At 73.3% G+C, this 13022-nt stretch carries 11 protein-coding genes and 1 tRNA gene; 8 read left to right on the forward strand and 4 right to left on the reverse strand.

Annotated features, from left to right (window positions below):
• Nucleotides 1-139: 139 nt before the first annotated feature.
• Nucleotides 140-1312, forward strand: a complete 1173-nt coding sequence (locus J2X68_RS13930) for a saccharopine dehydrogenase NADP-binding domain-containing protein (protein ID WP_310432828.1) — start codon at nucleotides 140-142, stop codon at nucleotides 1310-1312.
• A 25-nt stretch (nucleotides 1313-1337) separates the two neighbouring features.
• On the opposite strand, the gene mmpA is transcribed toward J2X68_RS13930, so the two are convergent.
• From mmpA to J2X68_RS13945, 3 genes are all read right to left on the reverse strand, one after another.
• Nucleotides 1338-1484, reverse strand: a complete 147-nt coding sequence (gene mmpA, locus J2X68_RS13935; RefSeq protein WP_310432829.1) for a morphogenic membrane protein MmpA — start codon at nucleotides 1482-1484, stop codon at nucleotides 1338-1340.
• A 236-nt stretch (nucleotides 1485-1720) separates the two neighbouring features.
• On the reverse strand, nucleotides 1721-2416 hold the full coding sequence (locus tag J2X68_RS13940; RefSeq protein WP_310433076.1) for an endonuclease V: 696 nt from the start codon (nucleotides 2414-2416) through the stop codon (nucleotides 1721-1723).
• A 456-nt stretch (nucleotides 2417-2872) separates the two neighbouring features.
• The gene (locus tag J2X68_RS13945) at nucleotides 2873-3982 is read right to left on the reverse strand and encodes an oxidoreductase (RefSeq protein WP_310432830.1); all 1110 of its coding nucleotides are present in this window, start codon (nucleotides 3980-3982) and stop codon (nucleotides 2873-2875) included.
• A 284-nt stretch (nucleotides 3983-4266) separates the two neighbouring features.
• On the opposite strand from J2X68_RS13945, the gene J2X68_RS13950 reads away from it, so the two are divergent.
• From J2X68_RS13950 to J2X68_RS13970, 5 genes are all read left to right on the forward strand, one after another.
• Nucleotides 4267-4626, forward strand: coding sequence for an SsgA family sporulation/cell division regulator (locus J2X68_RS13950; RefSeq protein WP_310433077.1), 360 nt, complete (start codon nucleotides 4267-4269; stop codon nucleotides 4624-4626).
• 266 nt (nucleotides 4627-4892) lie between these two features.
• A complete protein-coding gene (locus J2X68_RS13955) occupies nucleotides 4893-6521 on the forward strand; it encodes an ABC-F family ATP-binding cassette domain-containing protein (protein ID WP_310432831.1) in 1629 nt (542 codons plus the stop codon).
• A gap of 136 nt (nucleotides 6522-6657) precedes the next feature.
• Nucleotides 6658-7434, forward strand: a complete 777-nt coding sequence (gene ddaH, locus J2X68_RS13960) for a dimethylargininase (protein WP_310432832.1) — start codon at nucleotides 6658-6660, stop codon at nucleotides 7432-7434.
• A gap of 216 nt (nucleotides 7435-7650) precedes the next feature.
• Nucleotides 7651-8625, forward strand: coding sequence for an acyl-ACP desaturase (locus J2X68_RS13965; protein WP_310432833.1), 975 nt, complete (start codon nucleotides 7651-7653; stop codon nucleotides 8623-8625).
• 85 nt (nucleotides 8626-8710) lie between these two features.
• A complete protein-coding gene (locus J2X68_RS13970) occupies nucleotides 8711-9550 on the forward strand; it encodes a hypothetical protein (protein ID WP_310432834.1) in 840 nt (279 codons plus the stop codon).
• 47 nt (nucleotides 9551-9597) lie between these two features.
• Here J2X68_RS13970 and J2X68_RS13975 read toward each other — a convergent pair.
• A tRNA-Trp gene (locus tag J2X68_RS13975) sits at nucleotides 9598-9673 on the reverse strand.
• Between the two features lie 99 nt (nucleotides 9674-9772).
• Here J2X68_RS13975 and J2X68_RS13980 point away from each other — a divergent pair.
• Both J2X68_RS13980 and J2X68_RS13985 read left to right on the forward strand, forming a co-directional pair.
• Nucleotides 9773-11179, forward strand: coding sequence for a DUF2201 family putative metallopeptidase (locus tag J2X68_RS13980; protein ID WP_310432835.1), 1407 nt, complete (start codon nucleotides 9773-9775; stop codon nucleotides 11177-11179).
• Between the two features lie 7 nt (nucleotides 11180-11186).
• Nucleotides 11187-13010 carry an AAA family ATPase gene (locus J2X68_RS13985; RefSeq protein ID WP_310432836.1) on the forward strand — a complete coding sequence of 608 codons (1824 nt, stop codon included), beginning with the start codon at nucleotides 11187-11189 and terminating at the stop codon, nucleotides 13008-13010.
• Nucleotides 13011-13022 lie beyond the last annotated feature (12 nt).

Raw genomic sequence — 13022 nt, forward strand, 5'->3', positions numbered from 1 at the left:
GAACGTGTTCCAGTGGGCACAAGAGGTGAGCGAGCAAGCGCTTAGACACTTTAGGGGCACCTGCCGTCGGCCTCCGCACTGCTCACGCTAGCCTCAGCCACCGACAGCGGCGCGGGCTGCACGACGACCAAGGGGTGTCATGAGCAGGCTGAAAAAGTCGGACCGTCCGTACGACATCGTGCTCTTCGGGGCCACCGGCTTCGTGGGGACGCTCACCGCGGAGTACCTCGCCGCGCAGGCGCCGGACGATCTGCGCTGGGCCGTCGCCGGCCGGAGCGGGGAGAAGCTGGAGCGGCTGCGCGAGCGGCTCGGCCGGGACGTCGGGGTGCTGCGGGCCGACGTCGCGGACCCGGCCTCCCTGCGCGCCCTCGCGGAGCACGCGCGCGTGGTGGCCACGACGGTGGGTCCGTACGTGTCGTACGGCGAGGAACTCGTGGCGGCCTGCGCGGACACCGGCGCGGACTACCTCGACCTCACCGGCGAGCCGGAGTTCGTGGACCTGATGTACGTCCGGCACGACGCACGCGCGCGGGAGACGGGCGCCCGGTTGCTCCACGCGTGCGGTTTCGACTCCGTCCCGCACGATCTGGGCGCGTACTTCACCGTCCGGCAGCTTCCGGAGGACGTGCCCCTGACGGTGGACGGCTTCGTGCGCGTCGACGCCGCCTTCTCCGGCGGCACCTTCGCCTCCGCGCTGGGCCAGTTCGCGCGGGGCCGGCAGCTGGTGGCCGCCGCACGGGAGCGCGGTCGGCACGAACCGCGGCTGATGGGCCGTCGGGCCGCCGCACCGGTGGGCCCGCCCCGGTTCGCCCCGGAGGTCGGCGCCTGGGCGCTGCCGCTGCCGACCATCGACCCGCAGATCGTGCTGCGGTCGGCGCGGGCGCTGCCGCGCTACGGGCCCGACTTCCGCTACCGGCACTACGCGGCCGTGCGGCGGCTGCCGGTCGCCGTGGGCGGGGTCGCGGCGGTCGGCGCGCTCGCCGCGGCGGCCCAGCTGCCGCCTGCCCGGCGCTGGCTGTCGGACCGGCTCAAGCCCGGGGAGGGGCCCAGCGCGCAGAAGCGGGCGCGGAGTTGGTTCTCGGTGCGGTTCGTCGGCGAGGGCGGCGGGCGGCGGGTGTGCACCGAGGTGGCGGGCGGCGACCCGGGCTACGACGAGACGGCGAAGATGTTCGCGGAGGCGGCGCTGGCCCTGGCCTGCGACGACCTCCCGCCGACCGCGGGGCAGGTGACGACGGCCGTGGCGATGGGCGACGCGCTGACCGAGCGGCTGACCCGGGCGGGTGTCCGCTTCCGCGTCGCGGCGCGCCGCTGACCGTCCCCGTCCCGTGTCCCCGGCCTCAGACCGGCCACTGCACCAGCGTGTAGATCATGCCGGCGATCCAGCCGACCCCCGCCAGGACGGCGAGGATCAGCGCGGCGTTCACGGCACGCTCGACGGGCCGGTCCGGGTCGGCGAGGGGCTTCGGGGCACGGTGCGTGGTCATGGGCCCAGCCTGCCGAGCGGAGCCCGGACCGCACATCCGTACGGGTACTCAGAAGGGGTACTCAGACGCCGTACCCGGACACCTCGCCGGGGCGACGCACCGGGCGGCGTGGCCGGGCGCTGCGGCCGGGCACCGTGATCGGCGGGGCGGCCTGCCCGGACATCGGGTGCGCTCTGGAGGCCGGGGACGGAGCGAACGGCGCGGCGGTGCGCGACTGCGCCTGCCAGAAGGTCGGTTCAGCGGCGGGGGGTCGCCTCCTGAAGGGCCCGCCGGCACAGGGCGTCCGCTCTCCGGGTCGTCTCCGGGAGGCGGAACCGCGGGGTGAGGGCGAGCGTGTGGGCGCAGGCGTCGTCGAGGGTGACGCGATGGCCGACGGACACGAAGACCGGCTTCACGCCCGCCCGGGTGCGCAGCGCGCGCCCCACCTCGTCGTCGTCCGCCAGCAGCGGTGACGCCGATCCGCGCGGGGCGCCGGGATCGTCGTACGTGAAGGTGAACGGGTTCTTGGCGACACCGATCGTGGGCAGGCCGGTGAGGACGCCCAGATGGCTGGCGAGACCGAAGCGGCGCGGGTGGGCCAGGCCGTATCCGTCGCAGACCACCAGGCCGGGCGGCCGGGGCAGGGCCTCCAGGGCGGCCAGCACGGTGGGGATCTCGCGGAAGGCGAGCAGCCCCGGCACGTACGGGAAGGAGATCCGCCCGACGGCGGTGGCCTCGGCGACGACGTCGAGGCTCGCCGCGTCCAGCACGACGGCCGCCGCGGCGACCACGTCCCGCTCGTCGTCGTAGGCGACGTCGACGCCCGTCACGTACCCGGTGCCGGGCGGTGGCCCCGGTTCGTCGAGCACCACCCGGGCCCGCAGCCCGTCCTGGACGGCGCGGGCCTCTTCCTCGGTCGCGGGCCAGCCCGCCGGAATGTCTACGGTCGTCATGGTGGGGACGAGCGTACGGCTCCGGGGGGGCGGGCCCGCGATCCTGTTCCGCCGCGCTCGGCGTCCGTCCTTGTCACCGAGCGCGCGCTGCAGCCGGCTCTTGTTCATGCCCGAACGGCCCTTGCCGCCCCGTCGTCCGGCCTCCTCGTAGAGCTGGTCGTACGTGGGTCCCCGGGACCCCTTGCCGGACCGCCGACCGCCCCGCTCGCCGGACGACATGTCCTCGGCGGAGGTACGGCTCGCGGTCTTGGACTCGCCGGCCCGGGCGCGCTCCTTGTTGACCGTCCGGGCGGCGATCTCCTTCGCGCGTCCGGCGCTCTCGCCCCGGTCCTGCGCGCTCTCCTCGATGTGCTCGTACTGGCGCTCCCGCTCGGGGCCGGAACCGCGTGGCATGGGCGCTCACTCCTTTCGCGTGCGCGTCGCGTCTCGCGCCCCCCGGGGTGCCCCGAAAGCGGCTCAGCTCTCCAGTCGTGCCACGCGCCCCTTCTCGCCGGCCGCCCAGCAGCCGAGGTCGGGGGCGCAGTCCACGGTGTCGTACGAGCCCGCGTCGACGGGGCGCCAGGTGCGGCCGGCGTCGGTGGTCAGGTCGGTGCCCGTGGGGCCGACGGCCAGGGCGGCGGAGCGGCTGTGCGGGAGCCAGGCGACACCGGAGCGGTAGGCGGGCGGGGGTGCGGTGGCCGGCCGCCAGGTGCGGCCCGCGTCGCCGGTCGCGGCGGCCGCCCGCGGCGAGGGCTGGTCGGCGCGGTAGTCGCCGCCGACGGCGAGGCCGTGGCCGCGGTCGCGGAAGGCGACGGCGAAGACCCCGCGCGCGGGATCCCCCGCGGGGATCGGCGCGTCGGCGGCGGTCCATGTCAGCCCGCGGTCGGAGGAGTGCAGCACCCGCGCGCGTGCGGCCCCGCCGGTGGCCAGCCAGACGTCCTTCGCACCGGAGGCGACCAGGCACTGGCCACTGGCCGCGAACCCCGCCTCGCCGTCCAGGGCGGCCGGCATGCCCCCGTCCGGCAGCACCTTCCAGGAGCGGCCGCCGTCGCCGGTCGACAGGATGCGGAACCTGCCGTCCACCGGGTCGCTCACGGCGAGGCCGTGGCGGCTGTCGAAGAAGGCCAGGCAGTCGTAGAAGGCGCGGGCGTCGGTGTTGCGGAAGGACTCCGTCCAGGTCGTCCCGCCGTCCTCGGTGCGGTACACGCGGGAGGCCTCGCCCTCGCCGATGGCGAGCACCACGGCGCGGCGCGCGTCGAACGCCTCGACGTCCCGGAACTGGAGGTCGGCGGCGCCGGGCGGCGAGACGTCGCGCCAGCTCGCGCCGCCGTCGGTGGTGCGCAGGACCGTGCCCTCGGTGCCGGACACCCAGGCGGTGCGCCGGTCCACCGCCGCGAGGCCCCGGAACCGTACGGAGGTCGTGCCGGTGTCCTTGAGGTCCCAGTGCGGGGTCGCGGGCCCCGGTGTGCGCGCCTGGGCGGGCAGGGCCGTCAGGAGGGCCAGTGCCGCCCCGCAGGCCGCCGCCACCGCCCGGCCGCCCCCGCGTGCTGTCCGAACCGTGCGTCGCGTCTTCCCCAAGCGCCTCATGGCGGGCGAAGCTAGCCCACGGCTTTCGCCGGCGTCCAGATGCCGTCGACCGCCTCGGCCGCCCGGGGAGTCACGGCAGGAGAGGTGAGTCACTCCCGTGCATGAAAGGCGGTGACCGAGGTCACTAGGAATGGGTGTGCACGGATCGGCCGCTTCCGGCGTCTCTTCCAGTGTCCGGACGCACCGCCCGGAAGATCGTCCCGCCGTCACGAGGGAGCAAGGCGTTGTCCACCACCGTCATCGAGCAGCCCGTAGAGGCGCGTCTGGTCGCCGCCGCGCCCCGGATGCAGAGCATCCCCGCCACCCTGTCCTACGACCGGCAGGACCCCTTCGCCGTCCGTATGACCTTCCCGGCCCCGGCCACCCTGGAGGGCGTCGAGGTCTGCTGGACCTTCGCCCGTGACCTGCTCTCCGCGGGTCTGCACGACGCCGAGGGCCACGGCGACGTCCGTGTGCGGCCCTACGGCTACGGCCGCACCGTGCTGGAGTTCCACGCGCCCGAGGGCACGGCCGTCGTGCACGTCCACACCGACAAGATCCGCGACTTCCTGCAGGCCACGAGCGAACTGGTGCCGGCCGGCACGGAGTACCGGCAGCTCGACCTCGACCACGACCTGGCCGAGCTGATGCGGGACGCCTGTTAATCCGTTGACAGCCCTTCCGGGCCCTCCTACCGTTTGAAACGGTTCTGTTGCCGTCGATCGGAGAAGGACGTTGCTCGTCTGAGGTCTTGAGACACCGCGTCACACCTTCGGGGTGTGTGCGCCGCGTGCGACCTCGGCCTTCGAGCCGTCCCTGCGGAGCAGGACCATCGTCATGTCTCCGCGCTCCCCCGCTGCCGCGGTGGTCGCCGCTTTCCGGTGTCTCGACACGTGTCGCCCTGACCGCACACGCCACCACGAGGCCCGCTTTGACTCATTCCATCACCTGTACCTCCCTCGCCTTCTCCTGGCCGGACGGCACCCCCGTCTTCGACGGGCTCGACGTCGCCTTCGGCCCCGGCCGGACCGGGCTCGTCGGCGTCAACGGCTCCGGCAAGTCGACCCTGCTGAAGCTGATCGCCGGGGAACTCGCCCCCTCCGACGGCACGGTGCGCCGCGCCGGCGAGATCGGACACCTCCCGCAGAACGTCACCCTCGACACCGCCCTGACGGTGGACGCGGCGCTCGGCATCGCCCCGCAGCGGGCCGCGCTGCACGCCATCGAGGCCGGTGACGCCTCCGAGCGGCACTTCGAGACCGTCGGCGACGACTGGGACGTCGAGGAGCGCGCGCTGGCCACCCTCGGCGAGCTCGGGCTCGGCCACATCGGCCTCGACCGCACCATCGGCGAGGTGTCGGGCGGCGAGTCGGTCCTGCTGCGGCTCGCCGCCCTGCTGCTGCGCCGGCCGGACGTCCTGCTGCTGGACGAGCCGACCAACAACCTCGACCTGTACGCCCGGCGGCGGCTGTACGCGGCCGTCACGTCCTGGCCGGGGGTGCTGATCGTGGTCAGCCACGACCGCGAACTGCTCGACCTCGTCGACCAGATCGCCGACCTGCGCGGCGGCGGGGTCACCTGGTACGGCGGCAACTTCTCCGCGTACGAGGAGGCCCTGGCCGCCGAGCAGGAGGCCGCCGAGCGCATGGTGCGCGTCGCCGAGGCCGACTGGAAGAAGCAGAAGCGCGAACTGGTCGACGCCCAGGTCACGCTGGCCCGCCGCAAGCGGTACGGGCAGAAGATGTCCGACCAGAAGCGCGAACCGAAGATCGTCATGGGGGCGCGCAAGCGCGCGGCGCAGGAGTCGGCGGGCAAGTACCGGATCATGCACGAGGAGAAGCTCGCCAAGGCCAAGGAGCGGCTCGACGACGCGGTGGAGGCCGTGCGGGACGACGACGAGATCCGCGTCGAACTGCCGCACACGGCCGTGCCGCCCGGGCGCGAGGTCCTGCTGCTGCAGGACCTCCGGCTCGCGTACGGCGCGCGCGTGGACGGCGGTTTCGACCTGCGCGGCCCCGAGCGGATCGCCCTGGTCGGACGCAACGGCGCGGGCAAGACGACGCTCCTGCGCACCATCGCCGGGGAGCTGGCGCCGGAGGCCGGCGAGGCGCACGCGCACGTGCCGCTGCGTTTCCTGCCCCAGCGGCTCGACATCCTCGACGGCGAGCTCACCGTCGCCGAGAACGTGGCCCGGTTCGCGCCGGGCGCCACCAACAACCGGGTCCGGGCCCGGCTGGCCCGCTTCCTGTTCCGGGGCGCCCGCGCCGACCAGAAGGCGGCGACGCTGTCCGGCGGGGAACGTTTCCGGGCGAGCCTGGCGGCGCTGATGCTGGCCGAGCCCGCGCCTCAGCTGCTCCTGCTGGACGAGCCGACCAACAACCTCGACATCGCGAGCGTGCGCCGGCTCACCACGGCCCTGGAGTCCTACGAGGGCGCGCTGATCGTGGCCAGCCACGACCTGCCGTTCCTGGAGTCCATCGGCATCACCCGGTGGCTGCTGCTGGACGGGGAGCTGCGGGAGACCACGGCGGCGGAGCTGGCGGATCCGGGCCAGGCGTGACCGCCGTCCCTCGTTCGGTCTCAGGAGGGGCACATTGTTACTGCGGGGTTTTGTCGTGGTGGCCCCGCCCTGCATGATGGCTGACCGGCGCCGCGTCCGAGGCGCCGGTTGTGCCACCCGATTCGGAGACCTGGACGTGCCCAGCAAGAAGGCCCTCATCCGCCGCCCCAGCCCGCGCCTCGCCGAAGGCCTGGTGACGCACGTCGAGCGGGAGAAGGTCGACGTGGAGCGCGCCGTCGAGCAGTGGGAGGCGTACGCCGGGGCCCTGCGGGCGCACGGCTGGGAGACCGTCGAGGTCGACCCGGCCGACGACTGCCCGGACTCCGTGTTCGTCGAGGACACGGTGGTGATGTACAAGAACGTCGCCCTGATCGCGCGCTCCGGCGCCGAGTCCCGGCGCGACGAGACCCTCGGCGTCGAGGAGGCCGTGGCCCGGCTGGGGTGCTCGGTGAACTGGATCTGGGACCCGGGCACGCTGGACGGCGGTGACGTGCTCAAGGTCGGCGACACGATCTACGTCGGCCGGGGCGGCCGCACCAACGCGGCCGGCGTCCAGCAGGTGCGGGCCGCCTTCGAACCGCTGGGCGCGCGGGTCGTGGCCGTGCCGGTGAGCAAGGTGCTGCACCTGAAGTCGGCGGTCACGGCGCTGCCCGACGGCACGGTGATCGGTCACATCCCCAAGGTGGACCGGCCGTCGCTGTTCCCGCGCTTCCTGTCGGTGCCCGAGGAGGCCGGTTCGCACGTGGTGCTCCTCGGCGGCCCGCACGTGCTCATCTCGGCCGCCGCGCCGAAGACCGCGGACCTGCTCGCCGATCTCGGTCACGAGCCCGTCGTCGTCGACATCGGCGAGTTCGAGAAGCTCGAGGGGTGTGTGACATGCCTCTCGGTGCGCCTGCGCGAGCTGTACGCCTGAGCGGGTGAGGACGTCACCCGTTCAGCCCCGGGAGCTGCGGATCCCGGGGCTGTTCGGCATGCCCGCAATCACTTGACGGGACACGGCTGATCAGCCATGTTTACGGTGTTCTTAACCTACGGTGTCGTAACCTACGGATACGTAGCCTACGATTCCGTAAGTTCCGGCCTCGCCGCCGGAGTGTACCGCTCCGTTTGACGTCCCCCTGGAGTTCTCGTGACGATCACCTCCCCTCACCTCGGCAGCCCCGCCGTCTGGACCGACGCCAAGCTGCTGCACGCGCTGGAGGAAGTGGTCGAGAAGGAACTCAACCGGCACCTCAAGGTGACCAAGGACTGGATGCCGCACGAGTACGTGCCGTGGAGCGACGGCCGCAACTTCCCCGGTTTCTTCGAGGACGGCGAGGCCTGGGAGAAGGGTCAGTCCAAGGTCACCGAGATCGGCCGGATCGCGCTCGTCGTGAACCTGCTCACCGAGGACAACCTGCCCAGCTACCACCACGAGATCGCCTCGCTGTTCGGCCGCGACGGCGCCTGGGGCACCTGGGTGCACCGCTGGACGGCCGAGGAGGGCCGCCACGGCATCGTGATGCGCGACTACCTGCTCGCCTCGCGCGCGGTGGACCCGGACAAGCTGGAGCAGTTCCGCATGTCCCACATGAGCGAGGGCTTCGAGTCCGACAACCGGCACTCGATGCTGCACTCGGTCGCCTACGTCGCCTTCCAGGAACTGGCGACCCGCGTCTCGCACCGCAACACCGGCCACCAGTCCGGTGACCCGGTCTGCGACCGCATGCTGGCGCGCATCGCGACCGACGAGAACCTGCACATGGTGTTCTACCGCAACCTGCTGAAGGCCGCCTTCGAGCTGGCCCCCGACCTGACCATGCAGGCCGTGCGCGACGTCCTCGTCAACTTCCGCATGCCGGGGCACGGCATGCCCGGCTTCGAGCGGTTCGCCGCGCAGATGGCGATCGGCGAGGTGTACAACCTGCGCATCCACCACGACGACGTCATCCAGCCCGTGCTGCGTTTCCTGAAGGTCATGGAGGTCGACGGTCTCGGCCCCGAGGGCCAGAAGGCGCAGGAGGAGATCGGCCTGTACATGGGCGGCCTCGACTCGGAGGCGTCCAAGTTCGACGAGAAGCTCGCGGCGCGCAAGGCCCGGATGGCGGCGCGCGCGGCCGGCTGACCGCCCCCGCCCCTCGCTTCGACGGCTCGCACAGGGAACCGATTTCCCGGTGCGGGCCGTTCGCGACCTGCGGCATCATGCCGCCATGGGTGACAGTGACACGGTCCAGCAAGCGGTCGGCTTCCTGCTCGGGCTGACCGACGAGGACACCGCCGAACGGATCCGGGCCCGGATCGGTCTGCCCCGGGGCGCCGAGAACGCGGCCGCGGTCCAGCGCAGGCTGAACCGCGCGTGGACCTGGCCCCCCGCGCCCGCCTCGGTGGTGCTGTGGATCCTGGAGCAGGACGATCCCGCGCTGAACGCCGTCGTGTGGCGCTTCGTCGGCAACGACCTCGGCCTGCGCCGGGCCCTCGCCCGCGGGGTGCCGTTCGGCCCCGGGCGCACCGCGCCCCTGCCGACGCGCTCCGTTCACGAGCGGCAGGAACCCGACATCCCCGAGAGCTACGTCCGGCACGGGCTCGTGGGCGCGCTGCGCCGGGCGAACTCCATGCCCTCGGCCCGCGCGGCCGCTTCCATGGTGCTGACCCGGGGCGACTGGAAGACGGTCGGCGCGGCCCACGACGAGCGGGCGCTGCCCGGGTACGCGCGCTGGGCGCTGTCGGTGCGCCCCGACTGCCCGCCCGCGCTGCGCGCCCGGTTCGGCTCGCACCCCAAGTTCACGCACCGGCTGCGGCAGGCGGGCGTCCTGGACGGCCCCGCCGCGTACGCGACCGGGCACGGCCCGGCCTCCCGGGTCCTGGAGGTGCTGTCCCTGGGCCATGTCATGTTCCCGGCCCGGGTCCGCGAGGCCGAGGACGCCCTGCGCCCGCTCGTGCGGGACCATCTGGGCGGGCGCGAGGAGGCCTGGGCGGTGCTGGCGCAGCTGATCGGCACGTTCCACGGGACGGCGCCGGAGCTCGTCGTGACCGCGGGCGCCATCGCCTGAGGCGCCGGTTGCCGCTTGCCGGACGCCGGTTGCTGGTGGCCGAGGGGGGCGGGGCGGCTGGATTCGAACCAGCGTGATCCGGTTTTGGAGACCGGTGCGGCTGCCTCTGCGCTACGACCCCGCCCTTGCCCCCGAGCGTAATGCCTTGGCCCGTTGTCGGTGGGGCCTGGTACCAATGAGGCATCGGGGGAAGCACGCCAAAAGGGGCGCGGGGGGCTCGACATGGGGTACGGGGAGCGAGGGCGGCGGCATCCGCCCGTGGTCGACCTGGCCGACCGCAGGGCACTGGAGGCGTACCGCCCCGCGGCGCCCGAGGCGGTCGCCCGGGCCCGGCAGTTGAAGGAGGCCGCGCTGCTGGACTTCGGGCTGACCGAGTCGGCGGTGGCGTCCTGGCTGTACAACAAGTGCCACCACCAGATCCCGACGACCGCGGTGGACACGGCGGCCGTCGTCGCCTCCGGCGACGGCACCTGCCTGCTGCTGTACAACCCGGACTTCTTCGTCGGACTGGGCCTGGACGGCGTCAAGTTCGTCCTGTTCCACGAGGCCCGGCACCTCGTGCACCGGCATCTGCTCGCCGAGCCGGAGCTGCGCGAGGATCCGGTGTTCGAGCTGGCCGCCGAGGTGTCCATCAACCATGTGGCACTGGTGCGGCTGGGCCGCCGGGAACTGCCCCGGCTGAACGGCCGTCCGACGGGCGTCGACCCGCGTCAGGTCCACGACCTGTATGTCGCCGACCTGACGGCGCACGGCCTGGAGCCGATGCCCTACGAGACGTTCACGCGGACCGACACGCGGGTGTACGGCGAGCTGAAGCGCATGCGCCGTCCGCCCGTGCCGCGGGAGCGGCTGTGCGTGCACCTGACGCCCGGCGCGGTCCCGGCCGACCAGGAGACCGTCGACGCGGTGACCTCCTCCGCCCTGCTGAACTCCCTCCTGGCGGCCCGGCGCGGACACGCGGGCGCCGAGCGGGAGTTGCTCGACCTCATGGACCGCACGGAGGGCGACTCGGCGCGGGCCGCCCGGCTGTGGGGCGGGCTCGGCGCCGGCGCGCTGCGCGGCGAGACCGCACGCACCCGCACGGTCGACTGGTGGCAGCGCTGGCTGGTCGACGTGCTGGGTTCGAAACTGCGCGACGGCGAGCGCCTGGTCTACCCCAAGAAGCGGGGCGCGCTGCTCGCCGCCCTCGGCCAGGACCCGATGCTGGCGAGGCGCGGCCCGGTCCGCGACAAGGTCCTGGTCATCGCCTACGACACCTCCGGGTCGATGCCGCAGCACGTCGTCCGCTGGCTCACCGAGCTGGTCGGGCGGATCGACGGCGTCGAGGCGCACTGGCTCTCGTTCGACGCCGTGGTCATGCCCTTCCGGCCCGGCGAGCGCGTGTACGGGGGCGGCGGCACGAGCTTCCAGGCGGTGGCCGACTACGTGGAGGGACGCACGGAGGTGAACGGCCGCCGCTTCGACGAGCGTCCGGACGCGGTCGTCGTCCTCACCGACGGGTACGCGCCGCCGATCACGCCGGCCGAGCCGGACACCTGGATCTGGCTGATCACCGAGGGGGGCCACGAGTGGCCCGAGACGCACACACCGGCGATGGCCTGCCATCGCGTCACCACAGGATCGCGGTGAAGGAGCGATGAGCACGCGGACGGAACACACGCACGGCGCCGGCGACCGCCCGGCCCCGGCCGGGGTCTCCCGCCTGGAGGGCTTCATCGACGCGATGATCGACCTCGGGCAGACCGGCCAGATCTTCGGCGAGCACGGCATCGGCAAGACGGCGACGTTCTTCTCGCACGTCGCCCGCGCCCACCCGGGCACCGAGCTGGTGTACGTGCCGGCGGCGAACCTGACACCGGACGACCTGCTCGTCAACGCGCCGGTACGCGATCCGCGCTCCGGTGAACTGGTGCTGCGCCAGCTGGTGATGAGCCAGCTGAAGCCGGGCCGGCCGTTCGTGCTGCTCATCGACGACTCGCTGCAGGCGGGCGACACCATCCAGTCGCAGCTGATGCAGATCGCCTGCGACTGGACGCTCGGCGAGCACGACCTGCGCGCCCTGGGCTGCGTCGGCGTCTTCCTCACCGACAACGAGTCGCAGGCGGAGACGTCGGCCCGGCGCGGCGACCTGGCGCTGCTGGACCGGATGGTCACGATGCGGATCTCGGCGAACGACACGTCGTGGCGTCGGCACCTCACGGTCAAGTACCGCCCGTGGGACCTGCGTCCGGTGTTCGCGGTGTGGGCCTCGCTCTCCCCCGCGCTGCGCGAGCTGCTGTCCCCGCGCACGCTCGACCATGTCCTGGCCAACGCCCGTGAGGGGTTCCCGCTGCGCTGGGGCCTGCCGCTGATCGACGGGGAGCGGCTGCGGCTGGCCGAGCCGGGCCCGGACGGCCGGCCCGGCCACAACCGCACGGCCGAGATCCTCGACCGGCTCGCGCAGGCGCTGGGCGTGGCCGACCCGGCGACGGTTCCCGACCCGGTACGGCAGGTGGTGCGCGCGGCCCTGCGCAACCGCTGGACGGTGCTGCTCCAGGGGCCGCCCGGCTGCGGCAAGACGGAGCTGGTGCGGGAGACGGTCCGCGCGGGGCTCGGGCGCGACGCCCTGTACTTCTCGCTGCCGGTGACCAACGTCGAGGACCTCTGCGCGCCCGTGCCGTCGCCGGACGGCACGCTGGACAACCTGCTCGCGGCGAAGTTCACCGGCCCGGAGCCCAAGGCGATCGTGTGGGACGAGTACAACCGGCCCAAGGACAAGGCCGCGTTCGCCAAGCTGATGGAGATCACCCAGGAGTGGTCGCTGGCGGGGAGGCGGATCGAGAACCTGCGGGCGCAGATAGCCGTGCAGAATCCCCCCTACCACCTGGGCCGCAAGCTGCTGGTCTCCCGCAACAACATCGCGCAGGCGACCCGGTTCACCGCTTCCCTGGAGGTGGCTCCGGAGGACATCCCGGCCAACGAGTGGCTGCTGGCACGGTACGGGGCGGACGCCGAGACCGTACTGGAGTGGTGGAAGCACGACATCGACGAGGAGGGCCGCGCCTGGATCACCAAGCGCACCCTGGAGCGGCTGATCAAGCTCCACCGGCGCGGGCTGCCGCTGCAGATGGCCACGGTCTACCTCGGTGACGGCGAGTACGCGCCGGTGCCGCTGACCGCGCTGATCGACCGCTGGAAGGGCCGCCCGGTGACGGGGCTGCGCGAGCTGGCCCGGGACGCGGACGCGTGGGAGGCCCGGCTGCGCCGCGCCGCCGCCCGCTGCGACGAGGGCGGCGACGACAGCGACGTCGTCCACCAGATCCTCGCCAACGCGGAGCTGTCCCAACTGCGCAGGCATCAGGCCGTGGTGGCCCGCCTGGTCGCCCATCTGCCCGCCAAGCTGCGGGCGACGTACCTGGTGGGGGCGTCCGAGCAGCAACAGAAGTTCTGGGTGGGGGTGTTCACGGGGATCCGGCGCTGAGCGCCGGGGCCC

This window comes from Streptomyces sp. 3330, from assembly GCF_031456635.1.
GTDB lineage: Bacteria > Actinomycetota > Actinomycetes > Streptomycetales > Streptomycetaceae > Streptomyces.

Coding starts and splice junctions, on each gene's coding strand:
- J2X68_RS13940 (WP_310433076.1), bottom strand. CDS start 2,416: ATGACGACCGTAGACATTCCGGCGGGCTGGCCCGCGACCGAGGAAGAG.
- J2X68_RS13985 (WP_310432836.1), top strand. CDS start 11,187: ATGAGCACGCGGACGGAACACACGCACGGCGCCGGCGACCGCCCGGCC.
- J2X68_RS13930 (WP_310432828.1), top strand. CDS start 140: ATGAGCAGGCTGAAAAAGTCGGACCGTCCGTACGACATCGTGCTCTTC.
- mmpA (WP_310432829.1), bottom strand. CDS start 1,484: ATGACCACGCACCGTGCCCCGAAGCCCCTCGCCGACCCGGACCGGCCC.
- J2X68_RS13950 (WP_310433077.1), top strand. CDS start 4,267: ATGCAGAGCATCCCCGCCACCCTGTCCTACGACCGGCAGGACCCCTTC.
- J2X68_RS13945 (WP_310432830.1), bottom strand. CDS start 3,982: ATGAGGCGCTTGGGGAAGACGCGACGCACGGTTCGGACAGCACGCGGG.
- J2X68_RS13970 (WP_310432834.1), top strand. CDS start 8,711: ATGGGTGACAGTGACACGGTCCAGCAAGCGGTCGGCTTCCTGCTCGGG.
- J2X68_RS13980 (WP_310432835.1), top strand. CDS start 9,773: ATGGGGTACGGGGAGCGAGGGCGGCGGCATCCGCCCGTGGTCGACCTG.